General features: G+C 62.3%; 14 protein-coding genes. 2 read left to right on the top strand and 12 right to left on the bottom strand.

Features of this window, described 5'->3' with window-relative positions; all coding sequences use genetic code 11:
- Positions 1-22: 22 nt before the first annotated feature.
- The 9 genes from gltB to KSS97_RS03150 form a co-directional block, all read right to left on the bottom strand.
- A complete protein-coding gene (gene gltB / locus KSS97_RS03190; protein ID WP_217861076.1) occupies positions 23-4,471 on the bottom strand; it encodes a glutamate synthase large subunit in 4,449 nt (1,482 codons plus the stop codon).
- Positions 4,472-4,821: 350 nt separating this feature from the next.
- Positions 4,822-6,399, bottom strand: coding sequence for an AAA family ATPase (locus KSS97_RS03185; protein WP_217861075.1), 1,578 nt, complete (start codon positions 6,397-6,399; stop codon positions 4,822-4,824).
- A 10-nt stretch (positions 6,400-6,409) separates the two neighbouring features.
- Positions 6,410-7,510, bottom strand: coding sequence for a 3-dehydroquinate synthase (aroB, locus tag KSS97_RS03180; protein ID WP_217861074.1), 1,101 nt, complete (start codon positions 7,508-7,510; stop codon positions 6,410-6,412).
- A 148-nt stretch (positions 7,511-7,658) separates the two neighbouring features.
- On the bottom strand, positions 7,659-8,177 hold the full coding sequence (aroK, locus tag KSS97_RS03175) for a shikimate kinase AroK (protein ID WP_033864550.1): 519 nt from the start codon (positions 8,175-8,177) through the stop codon (positions 7,659-7,661).
- 4 nt (positions 8,178-8,181) lie between these two features.
- On the bottom strand, positions 8,182-10,254 hold the full coding sequence (locus KSS97_RS03170; RefSeq protein ID WP_217861073.1) for a type IV pilus secretin PilQ: 2,073 nt from the start codon (positions 10,252-10,254) through the stop codon (positions 8,182-8,184).
- A 13-nt stretch (positions 10,255-10,267) separates the two neighbouring features.
- Positions 10,268-10,795 (bottom strand): pilus assembly protein PilP, encoded by a 528-nt coding sequence (locus tag KSS97_RS03165; RefSeq protein ID WP_030140988.1) that lies wholly within the window; start codon positions 10,793-10,795, stop codon positions 10,268-10,270.
- Positions 10,792-11,415 (bottom strand): type 4a pilus biogenesis protein PilO, encoded by a 624-nt coding sequence (pilO, locus tag KSS97_RS03160; protein ID WP_030140989.1) that lies wholly within the window; start codon positions 11,413-11,415, stop codon positions 10,792-10,794. The genes KSS97_RS03165 and pilO overlap by 4 nt, the downstream gene beginning before the upstream one ends.
- Positions 11,412-11,978 (bottom strand): PilN domain-containing protein, encoded by a 567-nt coding sequence (locus KSS97_RS03155; protein ID WP_217861072.1) that lies wholly within the window; start codon positions 11,976-11,978, stop codon positions 11,412-11,414. The genes pilO and KSS97_RS03155 overlap by 4 nt, the downstream gene beginning before the upstream one ends.
- On the bottom strand, positions 11,978-13,042 hold the full coding sequence (locus tag KSS97_RS03150; protein ID WP_217861071.1) for a pilus assembly protein PilM: 1,065 nt from the start codon (positions 13,040-13,042) through the stop codon (positions 11,978-11,980). Before KSS97_RS03150 ends, KSS97_RS03155 begins: the two co-directional genes overlap by 1 nt.
- A gap of 208 nt (positions 13,043-13,250) precedes the next feature.
- Here KSS97_RS03150 and KSS97_RS03145 point away from each other — a divergent pair, with 208 nt between their 5' ends.
- Entirely contained in the window at positions 13,251-15,695 is a 2,445-nt protein-coding gene (locus tag KSS97_RS03145) for a penicillin-binding protein 1A (protein ID WP_187293336.1), read from the top strand.
- 300 nt (positions 15,696-15,995) lie between these two features.
- Here KSS97_RS03145 and KSS97_RS03140 read toward each other — a convergent pair whose 3' ends face one another.
- The 3 genes from KSS97_RS03140 to rpmE all read right to left on the bottom strand — a co-directional run bounded on the left by KSS97_RS03140 (position 15,996) and on the right by rpmE (position 18,492).
- Complete coding sequence (locus KSS97_RS03140; RefSeq protein WP_030140993.1) at positions 15,996-17,264, bottom strand: malic enzyme-like NAD(P)-binding protein; 1,269 nt, start codon at positions 17,262-17,264, stop codon at positions 15,996-15,998.
- Between the two features lie 185 nt (positions 17,265-17,449).
- On the bottom strand, positions 17,450-18,232 hold the full coding sequence (locus KSS97_RS03135; RefSeq protein ID WP_198797426.1) for a thermonuclease family protein: 783 nt from the start codon (positions 18,230-18,232) through the stop codon (positions 17,450-17,452).
- Positions 18,233-18,273: 41 nt separating this feature from the next.
- Positions 18,274-18,492, bottom strand: coding sequence for a 50S ribosomal protein L31 (rpmE, locus tag KSS97_RS03130; protein ID WP_030140995.1), 219 nt, complete (start codon positions 18,490-18,492; stop codon positions 18,274-18,276).
- 289 nt (positions 18,493-18,781) lie between these two features.
- On the opposite strand from rpmE, the gene KSS97_RS03125 reads away from it, so the two are divergent.
- The gene (locus KSS97_RS03125) at positions 18,782-21,001 is read left to right on the top strand and encodes a primosomal protein N' (RefSeq protein WP_030140996.1); all 2,220 of its coding nucleotides are present in this window, start codon (positions 18,782-18,784) and stop codon (positions 20,999-21,001) included.
- Positions 21,002-21,052: the final 51 nt, after the last annotated feature.

Here is a 21,052-nt window from a genome sequence, read left to right as displayed (position 1 = left end):
CATCAAACTCTTCAGGCGCATATCACTGCGGGTTGGCACGAGTGCTGGAAAGCAACGACTTCAGGTTGGCAGCCTTGGGCTTGACCAGCCAGAAACGACGCACATAGTCATCGAGGTTCTCGGCGAGTTCACGACCCCACTCGCTGTCGGTTTCCTCGACGTACTCGTTCAGCACGCGTTGCAGGTGGCTGCGGTAGGCTTCCATCGCCTCGCCGCTGATCCGCTGGATTTCCACCAGTTCGTGGTTGACCCGGTCAACGAAGGTGTTGTCCTGGTCGAGCACGTAGGCGAAACCGCCTGTCATGCCAGAGCCGAAGTTATAACCGGTCTTGCCCAGTACGCAGACGAAACCACCGGTCATGTACTCGCAGCAGTGATCGCCGGTGCCTTCCACGACCGTGTGGGCGCCGGAGTTGCGCACGGCGAAACGCTCGCCCGCGGTGCCGGCGGCGAACAACTTGCCGCCCGTGGCGCCGTAGAGGCAGGTGTTGCCGATGATTGCACTGTCCTGGGTCCTATAGAGGCTGCCCTTGGGCGGAACGATGACCAGCTTGCCGCCGGTCATGCCCTTGCCCACGTAGTCGTTCGCATCGCCTTCCAGATACATGTTCAGGCCGCCGGCGTTCCATACGCCAAAGCTCTGCCCGGCCGTGCCCTTGAAGCGGAAGGTGACCGGTGCATGGGCCATGCCCTGGTTGCCGTGCTTACGGGCGATTTCGCCGGAGATCCGCGCACCGATGGAGCGGTCGCAGTTGCAGATATCCAGCTCGAATTCGGCACCGCTCAGGTCGTTGATCGCCGCAGCGGCCATGTCGACCATTTTCTCGGCCAGCTCACCCTTGTCGAACGGCGGGTTGCGGTCGACATGACAGAACTGAGGCTTGTCGGCCGGAATCAGATCGCTGCCCAGCAACGGGGTCAGGTCCAGGTGCTGCTGTTTGGCGGTCTGGCCTTCGATCACTTCCAGCAGATCGGTACGGCCGATCAGCTCTTCCAGCGAGCGCACGCCCAGCTTCGCCAGCCACTCACGGGTCTCTTCGGCCACGTAGGTGAAGAAATTCACCACCATGTCGACGGTACCGATGTAGTGGTCCTTGCGCAGCTTGTCGTTCTGGGTCGCCACGCCGGTGGCGCAGTTGTTCAGGTGGCAGATGCGCAGGTATTTGCAGCCCAGGGCGATCATCGGCGCGGTGCCGAAGCCGAAGCTCTCGGCGCCGAGGATGGCGGCCTTGATCACGTCGAGGCCGGTCTTCAGGCCACCGTCGGTCTGCACCCGGACCTTGCCGCGCAAGTCGTTGCCGCGCAGGGTCTGGTGAGTTTCCGCCAAGCCCAGTTCCCATGGCGCGCCAGCGTATTTGATCGAAGTCAGCGGCGAAGCGCCGGTACCACCGTCGTAGCCGGAGATGGTGATCAGGTCGGCATAGGCCTTGGCCACGCCGGCGGCAATGGTACCCACGCCGGCTTCCGCCACGAGTTTCACCGAGACCAGGGCCTTCGGGTTCACCTGCTTGAGGTCGAAGATCAGTTGCGACAAGTCTTCGATCGAGTAGATGTCGTGGTGCGGCGGCGGCGAGATCAGGGTCACACCAGGTACCGCGTAACGCAGCTTGGCGATCAGGCCGTTGACCTTGCCGCCAGGCAGCTGGCCGCCTTCGCCGGGCTTGGCGCCCTGGGCAACCTTGATCTGCAGCACTTCGGCGTTGACCAGGTACTCCGGCGTCACGCCGAAGCGACCGGTGGCCACCTGCTTGATTTTCGAACTCTTGATAGTGCCGTAGCGCGCCGGGTCTTCGCCGCCTTCACCGGAGTTGGAACGCGCACCGAGGCGGTTCATGGCTTCGGCCAGGGCTTCGTGGGCTTCCGGGGACAAGGCGCCGAGGGAAATACCGGCCGAATCGAAGCGCTTGAGCACCGACTCCAGCGGTTCCACTTCACTGATGTCCAGCGGCGTTTCGAGGGTCTTGACCTTGAGCAGGTCGCGGATCATCGACACCGGACGGTTGTCCACCAGCGCGGTGTATTCCTTGAACTTGCTGTAGTCGCCCTGCTGCACGGCGGCTTGCAAGGTGTTGACCACGTCCGGGTTGTAGGCATGGTATTCGCCACCGTGGACGAACTTCAGCAGGCCGCCCTGCTGGATCGGCTTGCGCGGGCTCCAGGCTTCGGCGGCGAGAGCTTTCTGTTCGGCTTCGATGTCGACGAAACGCGCACCCTTGATGCGACTCGGCACGCCACGGAAGCTCAGTTCGCAGACTTCTTCGGACAGGCCGATGGCCTCGAACAGTTGCGCGCCACGGTACGAGGCGATGGTCGAGATGCCCATCTTCGAGAGGATCTTGAGCAGGCCCTTGGTGATGCCCTTGCGGTAGTTCTTGAACACCTCGTAGAGGTCGCCCAGGACTTCACCGGTACGGATCAGGTCGCCCAGCACTTCGTAGGCCAGGAACGGATAGACCGCCGAGGCGCCGAAGCCGATCAGCACCGCGAAGTGATGCGGATCGCGTGCGGTGGCTGTTTCCACCAAGATGTTGGAATCGCAGCGCAGGCCTTTTTCGGTCAGGCGATGGTGCACCGCACCGGTGGCCAGCGAGGCGTGGATCGGCAGCTTGCCCGGAGCGATATGACGGTCGGTCAGGACAATCTGGGTACGCCCGGCGCGCGCGGCTTCTTCGGCCTGGTCGGCGACGTTGCGGATCGCCGCTTCCAGGCCGATGTTTTCGTCGTAGTTCAGGTCGATGACCTGACGTTCGAAACCAGGGCGGTCGAGGTTGGTCAGCGAGCGCCACTTGGCCGGGGAAATGACCGGCGAGCTGAGGATCACCCGCGAAGCGTGTTCCGGCGACTCCTGGAAAATGTTGCGCTCGGCACCGAGGCAGATTTCCAGGGACATCACGATCGCTTCGCGCAGCGGGTCGATCGGCGGGTTGGTCACCTGGGCGAACTGCTGGCGGAAATAGTCGTACGGCGTGCGCACGCGCTGGGACAGCACGGCCATCGGCGTGTCATCGCCCATGGAGCCGACCGCTTCGTAGCCCTGCTCACCCAACGGACGCAGCACCTGGTCACGCTCTTCGAACGTCACCTGGTACATCTTCATGTACTGCTTGAGCTGATCGACGTCGTAGAAGGCCGAACCGTGATCGTTGTCTTCCATGGTCGCCTGGATGCGCAGGGCATTCTTGCGCAGCCATTGCTTGTACGGATGACGGGACTTGAGGCGGTTGTCGATGGCGTCGGTGTCGAGGATCTGGCCGGTCTCGGTGTCCACGGCAAATATCTGGCCCGGACCTACGCGGCCCTTGGCGATGACGTCCTGGGGCTGGTAGTTCCAGACACCGATTTCCGACGCCAGGGTGATGAACCCGTTGGTGGTGGTGACCCAGCGCGCCGGGCGCAGGCCGTTACGGTCGAGCAGGCACACGGCGTAGCGGCCGTCGGTCATGACGATACCGGCCGGGCCGTCCCACGGCTCCATGTGCATGGAGTTGTATTCGTAGAAGGCGCGCAGGTCCGGGTCCATGGTCTCGACGTTCTGCCAGGCTGGCGGCACGAGCATGCGCACGCCACGGAACAGGTCGATGCCGCCGGTCACCATCAGCTCGAGCATGTTGTCCATGCTCGAGGAGTCCGAACCGACGCGGTTGACCAGTGGGCCAAGCTCTTCGAGGTCCGGCATCAAATCGTTGGCGAACTTGGTGCGACGGGCCAAGGCCCAGTTGCGGTTGCCGGTGATGGTGTTGATCTCGCCGTTGTGGGCGAGGAAGCGGAATGGCTGGGCGAGCGGCCATTTCGGCAGGGTGTTGGTGGAGAAGCGCTGGTGGAACACGCAGATCGCGGTTTTCAGGCGCTCGTCGCTCAGGTCTGGATAGAAGGCGGTGAGGTCCGCCGGCATCATCAGGCCTTTATAGATGATGGTCTTGTGGGAAAAGCTGCAGATGTAGTGGTCGGTGTCGGCGGCGTTGGCCACGGACGAACGACGACGGGAGCTGAACAGCTTGATCGCCATGTCCTGGTCGCTCAGGCCTTCGCCGGCGATGAACACCTGCTCGATCAACGGCAGGCGCTCAAGGGCCAGGCGGCCAAGGACGCTGGTGTCGATCGGCACTTTGCGCCAGCCGACAAGCTGCAGGCCGGCGGCCAGGATCTCGCGGTTCATGTTTTCGCGAGCCGCTTGCGCCTTTACCGGGTCCTGGTTGAAAAACACCATGCCCACGGCGTACTGCTTGGGCAGGGTCACGCCAAACGTTTCCTGGGCGATGGCACGCAGGAACTCGTCCGGCTTTTGAATCAGCAAGCCACAACCGTCACCGGTCTTGCCGTCGGCGTTGATCCCACCACGGTGGGTCATGCAGGTCAGGGCCTCAATGGCCGTTTGCAAAAGGGTATGGCTGGGCTCGCCCTGCATATGGGCTATCAGGCCAAAACCGCAGTTATCCTTGAATTCATCTGGTTGGTACAGACCTGCTTTCATAGACACTTTCTCACCAGGCTGCCTCTTACCGAGGCAAATTTCTTTTCAATTCAACCAGTTGCGTTCCGCGCCGAACGTACGCCGGCTTTGCGGGGGCAAAAGGGAGGTCATTGTACACACCGACACAGAGGCTCACAAATTTGACGACGAACTGTCGCAAATCCATGTCGCATTTGTGAAAGGTTTAAAGCTATATGCTGTGCTAGTCAAAACTTTTTTGGGTTCGACCGCTACGACTCAAACGCTACTGTGACGCAGACACCGCAAGGCGCGCGGCCTGAAAGGTCGCCCGCCCTTGCGGAAATGTTGAGGTTGCCGGGAGAGGCGGCCTGGGTAAGGCCGCCGAATCATCAGCGAGTTGCAGCCAGTTCCTGTTGGACGCTGGCGACAGTGCGAGGCCAAGGTTTACCAGCCTGAACCTTCGCTGGCAAGGCCTTGATGGCGGAAACGGCTGCGTCACGGTTGGCAAAGCTGCCATAGGTGATGACGTAAAGTGGCTTGCCGTTAAGCACTTTCTTGAAATAACGGTACTCGCCGCCCTGCTCCTTGACGAAGTTCTGCGCAGCGGTTTCGGAGCTGGTGCCGAGGATCTGCACCACGTAGTTGCCGGGTGCCTGGCCGGCGTACCAGCTACCGCCCGTGGCCTTGGCTGGCGCGGCAGCGGGCTTGGTCGCAGGCGCGGGCGCCGGTTTGGCAACTGGGGCCGGAGCAGGCTTGGCGGTGGCGACCTGGGTAGGCGCAGGGGTCGGCTTGGCGGTCGGCGTCGGTACTGGCGTTGGGGCCGGACCAGCCGGTACGCCCGAGGGAGGCGAGGTGGTGGTCACGGTTGGCGGAGTATCGCTGCTGTCGTCGATCGGCGGCGCTGCGCCGTCGTCGCCCTCGGTGATTCCGCCTGCCGCTTCAGCCAGGGGACCGCGCATGACCGGTTGCGAGTTGCCGACCAGCGGCAGCGGCATCGGCTGGGTATTACCTGCAAATTCCACCGCCGGGGCGCCGCCGTTGGGTTGCGGCGTGCCCTGACCGAGAGGCAACTGCGCCTGTTCGTTGGCAGGTGCGCCGGTGGTGGGTGCCTTGTTGCGACCCGGCATCAGCCAGGCGGCGGCGACCGCGACCACGACCACGGCGGAAATCGCCAATACGTGTTTCTTCGGCATGTTGAACCCCATACTTGGACGCTTCACCGCTGAGCGGCTGGCGATCATGATTTCGATCAGAGCATCTCGGGCCACCTGGTTGATGTTGCCAGGCCAACCGTCAGAGCTTTCGTGAATCTCAGAGATCTGATCTGCGGTGAAAAGTTCGATACCCCGGCCGGCGCCCTCAAGACGCTGGGCCAGGTATTCACGGGTTTCTTCCTCGGTGTAGGGCGCCAGCTCGATGACGTGGAAGCGCTCTTCCTCAAGGTTCAGCTGGTCCAGTTCGGCGATCAGCGACGACTCCCCGAACAGGAACACATGGGGACGACCTTCCGGTGCACCGGCAGCCAGGGCCAGCAGGGCTTCCAGGGCTGATTCGTCGAGCTGCTCGGCATCGTCCACCAGCAGATAGACTTCCTGCCCCGTCAATGCCAACTGGACGATCTGGTCGAGGATCGCACCGATCTCCGCCTGGGCGACATTCAGCGCCTGGGCGACCTGACGCAACACGCCGGCTGCGTCGCCGGCACCACGGGCCGATACCACGACACTCTGCACCGATTGCTTGTTGGTGCTGGCCACCAGGGCCTGGCGCAACAACGTCTTGCCACTGCCCTGGGGGCCGGTGACGACCAACAGCAACTGGCTGTAGCGGGCCAGGTGATGCAGCTGGCCCAACACCGGCTTGCGCTGGGCTGGAAAGAATTTGAAGCCCGGGACCCGTGGTGCAAAAGGGTCATGACTCAACTGGAAATGGCCGAGGAAAGCCTCGTCGGCATGCAAACTAGTCATCGGAATCTCATTAACCTTTAAGCTGAGCCAGGGCGCGGTAGTCCGCTCCCAGCGTGGCCTGTAGAACCTCTTTTGGATAATCGTCGGTCACTACCGCTTCGCCCATGCGGCGCAGCAGCACCAGACGCAGACGACCGTCGATCACTTTTTTGTCGATTGCCATGTGTTCAAGGAAATCCGCCTCGTTCATCTCCTCGGGCGGAACGACCGGCAGCCCGGCCCGCTGGAACAGGCGGATCCCACGATCGCGCTCCTGCTCGCTGATCCACCCCAGGCGCGCGGACATTTCCAGGGCCATGACCGTGCCCGCGGCAACCGCCTCGCCATGCAACCAGACGCCATAGCCCATGTGGGTTTCGATGGCGTGGCCGAAGGTGTGGCCGAGGTTGAGCGTGGCGCGCACGCCAGATTCGCGCTCATCGGCACCCACCACGGCAGCCTTGGCTGCACAGGAGCGCTCGATGGCATAGGTCAGGGCGGCCTGGTCCAGCGCACGCAGGCGGTCGACATTTTCTTCGAGCCAGCCCAGGAACGGTTCGTCGCAAATCAGACCGTACTTGATGACCTCGGCCAAGCCTGCGGACAATTCACGGGCTGGCAGAGTCTTCAACGTCGCGGTGTCGATCAACACGACGTTGGGCTGGTAGAACGCGCCTACCATGTTCTTGCCCAGCGGATGGTTGATGCCGGTCTTGCCACCCACCGACGAGTCGACCTGGGACAGCAACGTGGTGGGGATCTGGATGAAATCGACACCGCGCTGATAGCAAGCCGCGGCAAAACCGGCCATGTCGCCGATCACGCCGCCGCCCAGGGCGACCACAGTGGTGCGGCGATCATGCCGTGCAGTCAGCAGACCGTCGAAAATCAGCTGCAGGGTTTCCCAGTTCTTGAAGGCCTCGCCGTCCGGCAACACCACGGAAATGACCGAATAGGCCGACAGGCTGCGAGCCAGGCGTTCCAGATACAAAGGGGCGACGGTTTCGTTGGAGATAATCGCGACTTGCCGCCCGGCGATGTGCGGTGTCAGCAGTTCAGGCTGGTCCAGCAAGCCTTCGCCAATGTGAATCGGGTAGCTGCGCTCGCCCAGGTCGACCTTAAGTGTCTGCATGTGTCCCCACAGTGAAGATGAAATCAGGCGTCCTGCCTGCTATTAACGAAAGTCAACGGTGCCGGCCGTGGCGCCAGTTAATGGCCATCCGCCACGCCCCGGACGAGCCAAGGCGGGACGCCGAGGATAGCGCATTTCGCGCCACGCATTAACGGGGAGGCAGTTGTTGCAGGCGATCGAGGATTTCCAGCACCACCATCCGTGGCGGCCGCTCGTCGGTTTCGATGACCAGGTCGGCGATTTCCCTATACAGCGGGTCACGCAGTTCCAGCAGGTCGCGCAAGGTCTTGGCCGGATCGGCGGTACGCAGCAGCGGCCGGTTGCGATCACGTGAAGTGCGTCCCACCTGCTGCTCGACGGAAGCATGCAGGTAGACCACTCGTCCGCCGGCATGCAACGCCCGACGATTGGCTTCGCGCATCACCGCGCCGCCGCCAGTGGCCAACACCACGCCCTCGAAACCGCACAGCTCGGCGATCATCGCCTGCTCGCGATCCCGGAAACCGGGCTCGCCTTCCTTATCGAAGATCCATGGGATATTGGCGCCCGTGCGCAATTCAATTTCCTTGTCGGAATCTTTGAAAGGCAGGCGCAGCTCTTTGGCCAGCAAACGACCGATGGTGCTTTTTCCAGCCCCCATCGGCCCAACAAGAATCAAATTTCGCACAGAATCAACGACTCACAGCAATCGCCTGGTTGTTCATGATACGCGGAGTGAGAAATACCAGCAGCTCGGATTTTTTCTCCGAAACCACATCACGCCGGAAAAGGCGGCCAAGATACGGCACATCGCCAAGAAATGGCACCTTATCTACAACTTTGCTCTGAGTATTTGAGAAAACGCCGCCAATCACAATGGTCTCGCCATCGTTGACCAGCACCTTGGCGTTGACCTCGTTTTTCTTGATTGGCGGAACCTCTTGCACCTTGTTCAGGTAATCCGGCTCATCCTTGGTGACCTTGACCTCCATGATGATGCGGTTGTCCGGCGTGATCTGCGGCGTGACTTCCAGCGACAGCGAGGCTTCCTTGAACGACACCGAAGTGGCGCCGCTGGAGCTGGCTTCCTGATAGGGAATCTCCGTGCCCTTGAGGATTTTCGCGGTCTCCTTGTCGGAGGTCACCACCTTGGGCTGGGAGACAATTTCCCCATTGCCGGTTTTTTCCATGGCCGTCAGTTCCAGGTCCAGCAGCACGTTGTCGGTGATGAAGGCGATGCCGATCCCGGAGGTGTTGCCTGACGCCCCGAGGTCGACGAACGGCTGGTTGGTGCTGGTACTGCCCGGCGTGCCGATGGTGGTGGAATCGCCCGTGGTGACACCGGAAGAGTTCCAGTTGCCTTTGTTCTGCACCGAGCCTCCCCAGCGCACGCCCAGGCTCTTGTCGTAATCGACGTTGGCCTCGACGATCCGCGCCTCGATCATCACCTGGCGCACCGGGATGTCCAGCTGCGCGACGATCCGGCGCAACTCGTCGAGCCGGTCCTGGGTCTGGTAGGCAATGATGTTGTTGGTGCGTTCATCGACCGTGATCGTGCCGCGCTCATCTGCCTTCGCCTCGGCACTGGTGACTGACTGGAACAGCTTGGCGATGTCGGCCGCCTTGGCATAGTTGACCTGCAACAGCTCGCGCCGCAGCGGTGCCAGATCGGCGATCTGTTTCTGGGATTCCAGCTCCTGGCGTTCGCGTGCGGCAATTTCATCCGCCGGGGCCACCAGCAGCACATTGCCCACCTTGCGCTTGTCGAGCCCCTTGGTCTTGAGCACCAGATCCAGCGCCTGGTCCCACGGCACATTCTGCAGCCGCAAGGTGATACCACCCTGCACGGTGTCGCTGGCCACCAGGTTCAGGTTGGTGAAGTCGGCGATGAGTTGCAGCACCGAGCGCACTTCGATGTCCTGGAAATTCAGCGATAACTTCTCGCCGCTATAGGCGGCGCGGTCGCTGTTGCGTTTCTGCAGGTCTTCGACCGTCATGGGCCGGACACTGACGGTCAGCTTGTTGTCGGTCTGGTAGGTGGAGTAATCGAAGGTGCCGCTGGGCTCGATGCTGATGGTGGCGCGGTCGGAACCGGCGCTGGCATTGACGAACTGCACCGGCGTGGCAAAGTCCTTGACGTCCAGGCGTACCCGCAATGGTTCGGGCAATTGGGTCCTGGGGAAATTGAGGATGATCTTGCCTTCGCGCTCCTGGATGTCCGGGGCAATGGAAGGATCGGACAAGTCGATTACCACGTTACCTTCGCCCTGGGTTCCGCGCTGAAAGTCCACGCCTCGGATCGCCTTGCCGGCCGGCGCAGCGGCCCTGGCAGGCGCGGCGCTGGCAACCGCAGGACGCGGAGCCTGAGCAGCGGCCTGGCGGGCGGCTCCCTTGCCAACCACGACGAACAGGTTGTTGCCTTCGATCCGGGTGTCGTACGGCGCCAGTTGCGTAAGGCCGATGATCAGCCGGGTCCGGTCCCCCGCCTCGACCACGGTGGCACTGCGTGCATTGCCACCGCCAAGATCATGGTTCTTGCTGGCCAACCGATTGGTCACGCCGGGCAGGTCCAAGGCGATACGGGCCGGCTGTTCGGTGGTATAGCCCCGGGGCGGCGGCGGCGGCCCGTCGAAGGTAAGCTTCAACTCGACACGATCCCCCGGCAACGCCGCCACATCCAGCGTCTTCAGGCTGGCCGCTTGAACCATCGGCGACAACAGCGCTATCCATAGCGAAATACCGAGGGCTGAAAAAATCCTGTTCATTGTTCGAATTCCACTATGAATGCTCTTTCAAAGTAATGGTCCGTGGTCGCTCCAGCCAAGCGCCTTGGCCATCGGGAACGATTTCGACCACATCGACCTGGGTGGCGCTGATAGCGACGATCCGCCCATCGTTGCGCCCCAGGTAGTCACCGACCTTCAGTCGATGCACCCCGCCCGCACCCCGCAGGAGCGCAAACGAGCCACTGGCGTTGGAGATCGTGCCGACCATTTCAAACTGCTCGATATTGAAGCCCTCCAGGTACTGCTTCGCCCGGTTGGGATCAGGTCTGACATTGCGCGAGCCCTGTTGCCGCTCGGCCTGGTCCATGCGGACCTGCGGGGAAAACGGGCTACGCAGATTGGCGGCGCTGTAGGTGAAGGTTTCGCCAGGCCTGAAGGTCGGCGTGGGCTCGATCTTGCCGGGCGGACGCAGGCGTACTTCGTTCATGTAGGCATCCAGGTCACTGAAACCGTCGTCGCTGTTGCAACCGGCCAGCGCAAGCAGCCCGGCCAGCAGGCCCACGCAATAGACCCGCCTCATGGCAGCGTCTCCTGCTCGTTGTACCGGTAGGTCTTGGCCTGGATGCTCATGCGCAGCTTCGCCCCCGCGCCGGGCTCCACAGGTGCGATTTCGAAATCATGCAGCGTGACGATGCGGGGCAGCCCCGCGACGCCGCTGACGAACGTTGCCAGGTCGTGATAACCGCCCGTCACCGTGATCTGGATGGGCAATTCGATGTAGAACGGCTGGGTGGCCTCCGGCAGCAGCTTGATCTCTTCGAACTCCAGGCCGCTGCCCAGGCCGGTGCGAGTGATGTCCTCCAACAGGCCCGGCACCTCGGTGTCACTGGGCAGTTGGCGCAGCAGCACGCCGAAAGAGGTTTCCATCTGCTTCATCTGTTCGATATAGCGTTCCAGGTTCGCCGCCATGTGGGCCTTGCCGGCAAATTGCGCCTTGAGGGTATTTTCCTCCTCGCGCACCTGCTGCAACTGGCTTTCCAGGTCACTCAAGGCAAAGTTATAGCCCAGCCCCAACACCAGCAATACCAGCAATATTCCGGCCAGCCACTTGATCGGCGCCGGCCAGGAGCCAACGTTATTGGTGTCCAGGTCGCTGAAATCGATCTTGCGCAGCGCGTCCAGCCATTCTCCGGCTTTCATTGGCCATCCTCCGCGTCGGCAGGACGGGTCTGGCGAACCGTCAGTTGGAAAACGCTGGCCTGGTCGGGCTGGCCCGCCGTGGCGGCCTTGACCTCCGTCAGGCTGGGGGCATCGAACAGGTCCGACGAGTCCAGGTTACGCATCAAGTCCGAGACCCGGTTGTTGGACTCCGCGACTCCCTGGATGGAAAGCATGCCCTCTTCCATTTTCACTTCGGTGAAATAAACCCCGTCCGGCAGGGTCCGCGCCAGTTGATCGAAAATCCGCGCACTGACCGGACGGTTGCCTTGCAAGTCCTGGATGATGCGCATGCGTTCCAGCAGTTGCTGTCGACGGGCCTTCAGTTCGCTGATCTGCTGGATACGCTCATCCAGAATGGCAATCTGATCACGGACGTGGCCGTTGCGCGCGGTCTGATAGTCGATCTCACTGTTCAGGTACTGGACCGCAATCAAGGTCAAGCCCACCGCGCCCACCAGCGCGCCCACCAACGCCAGCAGAAAGCGTTTGCGCCGCTCCTCGCGCAGCTCCTCGCGCCAGGGAAGAAGGTTGATCCGCGCCATCAGTCGAAACTCCTGAGGGCCAACCCGCAGGCGATCATCAGCGCCGGCGCATCGCCGGCCAGGGCGCCGGCGTTGACCTTGCTACTCAGGGCCATATTGGTAAACGGGTTGGCGACCTGGGTTGGCGTGCCCAGGCGCTGCTCGATCAGGCGGTCCAGGCCGGCGACTGACGCAGTGCCTCCCGCCAGCAGGATGTGATCCACCGCGCTGTACTGACCCGAGGCGAAGAAAAACTGCAACGAACGCGAGACCTGCTGCACCAGCGCTTCGCGAAACGGTTGAAGCACCTCGCCGAGATAATCGTCGGGCAAACCGCCCTGCTTTTTCGCCAGGCCGGCCTGCTCTGGCGTCAGGCCATAGCGACGCTGGATTTCCTCGGTAAGCTGACGCCCCCCGAACAACTGCTCACGGGTATAAATGATGCGACCGTTGTGCAACACGCTGAGCGTGGTCATGGTGGCGCCGATGTCGACGACCGCCACGGTCAGTCGCTCCTGGGACGCGGCAAGTTGCGTGGCGAGCAGACCGAAGGCTCGCTCCAGCGCGTAGGCTTCGACATCGACCACGCGAGCCGTCAGCCCGGCGAGCCCCAGCGCCGCCTCGCGGACCTCGACGTTCTCCTTTCGACAAGCCGCCAGCAGCACTTCGACCCGTTCGGTGCTGCGGGGGGAAGCACCCACCACCTCGAAATCGATCGCCACCTCATCCAGTGGATAAGGAATGTACTGGTCGGCCTCGATCTTGAGCTGGTTTTCCATGTCATCTTCCGATAACCCGGCATCCATCTCGATGGTCTTGGTGATGACCGCCGACCCCGCAACCGCGACCGCCACGTTGCGCAAGGGCGTCCGGGCCTTGTCGAGCACCCGCGACAACGCCATGCCCACCCCTTCGAGCTCGGCGATATTCTTCTCGATCACTGCGTTGGCCGGCAGCGGTTCGACCGCATAGGACTCGACGCGGTATCGGTCGCCCTGGCGGCTCAACTCGAGCAGCTTGACCGATGTTGAACTGATGTCGATGCCCAAAAGCCCGTGGGCTTTTTTATTGAAGAGTCGCAGCACTACCAATTCCCTATGACTATCCGTGAGTTACGGACTCTCTAATATGCGTTGCGTTCAATCCCCCCGGTCCGACGGACGTCCGGATGGCGTTCCCGACGAAAAAAAATGCTTATAATGCCCAGCGTTTTTTTTCGCTTTGTTGCTGGCACGGGTCCTTCGCTGCACCTGGCGCCTTTTTCATTCTTTGCCTGGATATCCAAAAGCCTTGATTCGTCTGCTGAAATTTTTCGGATGGTCCATCGTCGCCGTTTTCTGCGGACTGCTCCTGGGTCTGAGCGGTGCGTTTCTTTACCTTAGTCCGGGATTGCCGTCCGTGGAGGCGCTGAGAAGTATTCAGTTGCAGATTCCTTTGCGGGTGTACAGCAGCGACAACAAGTTGATCGCCGAATTTGGCGAAATGCGCCGCACACCGATCCGGTTCGCCGACATTCCGCCCAATTTCATCAATGCGTTACTAAGTGCTGAAGACGACAATTTCGCCAACCACTATGGCGTCGATCCGGGCAGCCTGATGCGCGCCGCCAGCCAGTTGGTCAAGAGTGGCCACATCCAGTCCGGCGGCAGCACCATCACCATGCAGGTCGCCAAGAATTTCTTCCTGACCAGCGAACGCAGCTTTTCGCGCAAGACCACCGAGATTCTCCTGGCCCTGCAGATCGAGCGGCAGTTGACCAAGGACGAGATCCTCGAGCTGTACGTGAACAAGATCTACCTGGGCAACCGCGCCTATGGCATCGAGGCCGCAGCGCAGGTGTATTACGGCAAGTCGATCCGCGACGTGAGCCTGGCGCAGATGGCAATGATCGCCGGCCTGCCCAAGGCACCGTCGCGCTTCAATCCGCTGGCCAACCCGGCGCGCAGCAAGGAACGTCGCGACTGGATCCTGGGGCGCATGTACAAGCTCGGCAAGATCAGCGAAGCCGACTACACCGCCGCGATCAACGAGCCTTTGAACGCCAGCTATCACGTACCGACGCCGGAAGTGAACGCCCCCTACATCGCCGAGATGGCCCGGGCCGAAATGGTCGGGCGCTATGGCAGCGACGCCTATACCGAAGGTTTCCGCGTCACCACCACGGTGCCGAGCAACTTGCAGGAAATGGCCAATACCGCCCTGCATGAAGGCCTGATGACGTACGACCAGCGCCACGGCTACCGTGGCCCCGAGTCGCGCCTGCCAGGCAAGACCAAGGAGGCCTGGGCCCTGGAGCTGACCAAGCAGCGCACCATCAGCAGCCTGGAACCGGCAATCGTCACCCAGGTGGAAAAGGACGGCATCAAGGTACTGACGCGCAATGGCGAGTCGGAAGAGCACGTGGCCTGGGACACCATGAAATGGGCCCGTCCGTTCCTCAACACCAACAGCATGGGCGCCAATCCTCGCCAGCCTTCGGATGTGGCGCAGGTCGGCGACTTGATCCGGGTACAGCGCCAGCCGGACAACTCGCTCAAGTTCAGCCAGATCCCGGCCGCCCAGGGCGCGCTGGTGTCCCTCGACCCTCAGGACGGCGCGATCCGCTCACTGGTAGGCGGCTTCGCTTTCGAGCAGAGTAATTACAACCGCGCCTTGCAGGCCAAGCGCCAGCCGGGCTCGAGCTTCAAGCCGTTCGTCTACAGTGCTGCGCTGGATAACGGCTACACCGCCGCCAGCCTGGTCAACGATGCGCCGATCGTGTTTGTCGACGAATACCTGGACAAGGTCTGGCGGCCGAAAAACGACACCAATACCTTCCTCGGCCCGATTCGCCTGCGCGAGGCGCTGTACAAGTCCCGCAATCTGGTGTCGATCCGCCTGTTGCAGGCCCTGGGCGTGGATCGCACCATCGACTACATCAGCAAGTTCGGCTTCAACAAGCAGGACCTGCCGCGCAACCTGTCCCTGGCCCTGGGCACCGCGACCCTGACGCCGATGGAAATCGCCACGGGCTGGAGCACATTCGCCAACGGCGGATACAAGATCACCCCGTACATCATCGACAAGATCGAAAGCCGCAATGGCGAGACGCTGTTTGTCGCCAACCCGCCGCGAGTGCCTACGGGCGAGCAGGCCAGCGACGGCGTCGCCGCGCCGGCCACCGAGACCTTCACGGTCAATGCAACGCCAGGCGAAGCCACCACGGCCCCAGGCCTGCCGCAAGCACCCGCCGTCGCTGAACGCATTGTCGATGGCCGCACCACCTACATCCTCAACAGCATGCTCCAGGACGTGATCAAGCTCGGCACCGGCCGCCGCGCCCTGGCGTTGGGTCGCACTGACCTGGCGGGCAAGACCGGCACCACCAACGAATCCAAGGACGCCTGGTTCTCCGGCTACAACGCCGATTACGTGACCACCGTCTGGACCGGTTTCGACCAGCCAGAAAGCCTGGGTCGCCGCGAGTTCGGCGGCACCGTGGCGCTGCCGATCTGGATGAGCTACATGGGCGCCGCCCTGAAGGACAAGCCGCCGCACACCCAACCTGAACCGGAAGGCATCCTCAGCCTGCGGGTCGACCCGGTCAGCGGCCGCGCCGCCACGCCAGGCACGCCAGGCGCGTACTTCGAACTGTTCAAGAGCGAAGACACCCCGCCTTCGGTCAACGAGTTGGGCAACGGTGTAGCGCCGGGCAGCCCGCTACCGGCGGACGAAGCGGCGCCGATCGATCTGTTCTGACCGGCCCCTTCCAAAAAGCCCCGCCTTCGAGAGAAGCGCGGGGCTTTTTTATGCCGTGCGGATTCTGTGGCGAGGGGATTTATCCCCGCTGGGCTGCGCAGCAGCCCCAAATCCAGACTGCGCGGAACAATAGTTGAACCGCGCAAACCAAATTACGACTGCTACGCAGCCGAGCGGGGATAAATCCCCTCGCCACAGATTTTCGACTTGCCCAGCAAAGGGTTTCCACCCATACAACCCAGCCACAAAAAAGCCCCGACTCACACGAGCCGGGGCTTTTTGTTGAAGCGCTACAACAGCTTAGCCGTTGAACACGTCATCCACGCTCTTGAGCGGGTAGTTCTTCGGGTACGGCAGGGTTGCAACACCCGTCTCGATGGCGGCCTTGGCCACGGCGTCGGAGATCAGGGTGATCAGGCGGGCGTCCATTGGTTTCGGGATGATGTACTCACGACCGAATTCCAACTTGATGCCGCCGTAGGCGTCGCACACTTCCTGCGGTACCGGCAGCTTGGCCAGTTCACGCAGGGCGTTGGCGGCAGCGACTTTCATTTCTTCGTTGATGCGCTTGGCGCGAACGTCCAGGGCACCACGGAAGATGAACGGGAAGCCCAGTACGTTGTTGACCTGGTTCGGGTAGTCCGAACGGCCGGTGGCCATGATCACGTCGTTGCGGGTAGCGTGAGCCAGCTCCGGGGAGATTTCCGGATCAGGGTTCGAGCAGGCGAACACGATCGGGTTCGGCGCCATGCGCAGCAGGTTTTCCGCGCTCAGCAGGTTCGGGCCCGACAGGCCAACGAACACGTCGGCGCCGTCCAGCGCGTCCGCCAGGGAGCGCTTGTCGGTCGCGTGGGCGAACACGGCCTTGTACTGGTTCAGGTCGTCACGGCCGGAGTGGATCACGCCGGTACGGTCAACCATGAAGATGTTTTCGATCTTGGCGCCCATGCTCACCAGCAACTTCATGCAGGAGATGGCCGCAGCGCCGGCGCCCAGGCAGACGATCTTGGCTTCCGGCAGGGTTTTGCCAGCGATTTCCAGGGCGTTGATCATGCCGGCCGCGGTTACGATCGCGGTACCGTGCTGGTCATCGTGGAAAACCGGGATGTCGCACTGTTCGATCAGGGCGCGCTCGATCTCGAAGCACTCAGGTGCCTTGATGTCTTCCAGGTTGATGCCGCCGAAGGTGATGGAGATGCGCTTGACGGTGTCGATGAAGGCTTGTGGGCTTTCGGAGTCGACTTCGATGTCGAACACGTCGATGCCGGCGAAACGCTTGAACAGAACACCCTTGCCTTCCATGACCGGCTTGGAAGCCAGTGGGCCGAGGTTACCCAGGCCGAGAATCGCGGTGCCATCGGAAATGACTGCAACCAGGTTGCCCTTGCCGGTGTACTTGTAGGCCAGTTCAGGGTCGCGAGCAATTTCGCGGACTGGTTCGGCTACGCCGGGGCTGTAGGCCAGCGACAGATCGCGGGCAGTAGCGGTGGCCTTGGTGAGCTCGACACTCAGCTTACCCGGACGAGGATTAGCGTGATATTCGAGAGCGGCAGTTTTCAGATCAGACATGTGGGCATTCCGCTTTTTACTGTGTTGGACAGACGGACCGCCGAGGATACGCGCCTCGCAAAGTCCCTACAAGACTGACCAGTCACTCCTGTCAAGCGCCCTGCCCTACGACTTTGGGCCAAGAGCAGCGAAACACAAGGGCTTGATGCATACAATCGACAGCATAAATGTCTACAATTTTTTTCTCAGGGGAGCGCCTGCAACATCGCCGGATCGGTCACCGGCAGCATCCATCGCGCCTGCCCGGGCTTTGGCGCCCCACGCCGGGAGCGATCGACGACCCAACCGCGCGCCTCGATTGTCCGGCCTTCCAGGCGCTTGAGCATCGAAGCGTCAAAGTTACGCTGCAAATCGGGGGCGATGTGCAAGACAACCGCCCCCTGCATTTCCATCCAGATGCCGCCGCGATTGCGCTGCACGCTGTCTACACGACCGCGGACCAATGCAAAGCCGGCCGCGTCGATTTGCTCCGCTCGCGTGACGGGAGACTTTTTCCATATACCGAGCCCGGCCTGTCGCGCCTGGCGTTCCGCCGCCTGTTGGCACTGGACCAGATCGACATTGGGCGCGACTGCCACCAGGAAGCCCAGCCCCTCGGCAATCAGTTGTTCTTCCAGGTTGCGGCCCTGACGGTCATAGACGTGGGCGAGCGTGCGTCCGTAGTTGTCCTGATCATCTTCACCGGGCGATACCTTGACCCGGCCGGCACTGGCAGCCACCAGCGCCTCGAGTCGCTGGTGCGCCGCCACGGCGAACGGTTCGTCAGCACGCCCGCGCTTGCCCAGCTCCGGGCTGTTGAGACCGATCATGCGGATACGACGGCCGTCCTGGAGATACAACGTGTCGCCATCCACCACCCGCTGCACCACCACTTCAGGCAGCTTGCCCGGTAGGGGGCAGGACGCCTGGGCACCACAGAACCAAATCGCAGGCACAAAAAAGGCGCCCACTAGGGACGCCTTCTTCATTAGCCTGGAATAGCCGGAACGACTTTCCAAGATAATCAGCCTTAGGCTTTCTTCGCGCCGAAAGCACCGAAACGATCGGCGAACTTCTGAACGCGGCCGCCGGTATCCAGAGTCTTTTGCTTACCGGTGTAGAACGGGTGGCATTCGTTGCAAACGTCGATCGCCAGGGCTTTGCCGTAGGTCGAACGGGTTTCGAACTTGTTGCCGCAGCTGCAGGTTACGGCCACAACTGGATAGTCTGGATGGATATCGGTTTTCATGGTGTTTTCCTCAGGCTAGCGTGCCGCCACCCAACACTATTGTTGAATACCGCACGTAATTAGGCCGCGGATTCTACCAGACATCGTCATTCGCGCAAGCTATGCCTTGTACCAACCGTCTGCTAGGCTCGCGCCCTCAAGCACAATCCCTGTGGGAGCGAGCTTGCTCGCGATAGCGGCGATTCAGTCAGCATCAATGTGACAGAACTGACGCCATCGCGAGCAAGCTCGCTCCCACATTGAATAGCGCTCAGCCTTGCGAACTTGTTTGCCTACCGAGATCCCCCGCGTGCCCGACGCCATCCTGCGCCTCGCCCTGCCCTCGCCCCTGCGCCGCCTGTTCGACTACCGCGCTCCGGCCGGGGTCCTGCGCGCCCAGTTGCAGCCGGGCATGCGCCTGCGGGTGCCGTTCGGCCGGCGGGAAATGATCGGGATCCTGGTGGAAGTCACCGACCACAGCGAAGTGCCGGTGGATAAACTCAAGCCAGCCCTGGCCCTGCTCGATGCCACGCCGCCGCTGCCGGCGTCGCTGTTCAAGTTGTGCCTGTGGACCGCCCAGTATTATCAGCACAGCCTGGGCGACACCCTGAGTTGGGCCCTGCCGGTGCTGTTGCGCCAGGGCGAACCGGCCGAGGCACGCCAGGAGCGGTTCTGGTCGGTGGCACCAGGCGCCTCACTGGACGACCCGCGTATCGCCCGCGCACCGCGCCAGCGCGAAGCCCTGGCGACCTTGGCCCAGCATCCCCACGGCGTGGCCCACCAGTTATTGAGCAAACTGATGCTCAGCAAGGACAGCCTCGACCTGCTGCTGGCCAAGGACCTGGTCCAGGTGGAAGTTCGCCGCCATGCCCCAGGCGAGCGCCACGAACACTGGCTGGCCCAGCCAGAACTGCCGCTAAACGCCGAACAACGGGCCGCTTGCGAGGCGATTCGCGCAGGTTTCGACAGCTATCACGCATTCTTGTTGGCGGGTGTCACCGGCAGCGGCAAGACCGAGGTCTACCTGCAGCTGATCCGCCAGACCCTGGAAGCCGGCAAGCAGGCCCTGGTACTGATTCCGGAAATTAACCTCGGCCCACAAACACTGGCGCGCTTCGAACAGCGCTTCAATGCACGGATCGCCCTGGTGCACTCGGCGGTCAACGACCGCGAACGCCTGGAAGCCTGGCTCGCCGCCCGGGACGGCGAGGCCGATATCATCATCGGCACCCGCTCGGCGCTGTTCACGCCGATGAAAAACCCCGGCCTGATCATCATCGACGAAGAGCACGACGGTTCCTATAAACAGCAGGAAGGCCTGCGCTACCACGCCCGCGACCTGGCGCTGGTGCGGGCCCGACAAGAGAACATTCCCATCGTCCTTGGCTCGGCCACACCTTCCCTGGAAAGCCTGCACAACGCCTACACCGGTCGCTACGGCCTGCTGCGCCTCAACGAACGGGCCGGCGGCGCCAAGCAGCCACGCTTCCTGCGCCTGGATGTGAAAAGTCGTCCGCTGGACAGCGGCATCTCCGGACCGATGCAGCAAGCCATCGGCCAGACCCTGGCCGCCGGGCAACAGGTGCTGGTCTTTCTCAATCGCCGGGGATTTGCCCCGACCTTGCTGTGCCATGATTGCGGCTGGATGTCCGGTTGCGAACGCTGCGACGCGCGGATGACCGTGCATCAGCGTTACGGCGAGCTGCGTTGTCACCATTGCGGGCACTCCGAACGCGTGCCGAGGAACTGCCCGCAGTGCGGGAAAGTGGACTTGCGTCCGGTGGGCGCCGGCACCGAGCGCGCCGAAGAACGGCTGGGGATCTTGTTTCCCGACTATCCCGTACTACGCGTGGATCGCGACAGCACCTCGCGAAAAGATGCGATGAACAATCTGTTCGCCACCATCCAGAAGGGTCAGCCGTGCATCCTGGTGGGCACGCAAATGCTCGCCAAGGGGCATCACTTCCCCCGGGTCACGCTGGTGTCGATCCTGGATGCCGACGGCGGGCTGTTCTCCGGTGATTTCCGGGCCAGCGAGCGCATGGCGCAGCTGATCGTCCAGGTCGCAGGCCGCGCCGGACGCGCCGAGGAACCGGGCAAAGTGATCATCCAGACTCACCTGGCGGATCATCCGCTGCTGATACAACTGACCGAGCAGGGCTATTTCGCCTTTGCCGAACAGGCGCTGAGCGAACGCCGTGGCGCCGGGTTGCCGCCATTTGCGCACTTGGCGCTGTTGCGCGCCGAGGCTCATAAACCGGGGCAGGCGGAAGGTTTCCTGGACGAAGCGTGCAGTGAGGCGGAACGGCTGCTGGCGGAGCAGAACCTCACCGGCATCGAACTATTGGGCCCGGTTCCGGCTCCGATGGAGCGGCGGGCCGGGCGTTATCGCGCGCAGCTTCTGTTGCAAGCCAATGCCCGGGCGCCGTTGCATCGGCTGCTGAGTGCATGGCTGCTGGCGCTGGAACAGATGCCCAGCGGGCGGGCGGTGCGCTGGTCGCTGGATGTGGATCCGGTGGATTTGTATTAATGGATCGCTAATCTAGCCCTTGTGGGAGCGAGCTTGCTCGCGATGGCGGCG

It is taken from the genome of Pseudomonas alvandae, assembly GCF_019141525.1.
GTDB lineage: Bacteria > Pseudomonadota > Gammaproteobacteria > Pseudomonadales > Pseudomonadaceae > Aquipseudomonas > Aquipseudomonas alvandae.
The sequence above is the reverse complement of the archived record's forward strand: the minus strand, read 5'-3'. Positions and strand labels throughout refer to the sequence as shown.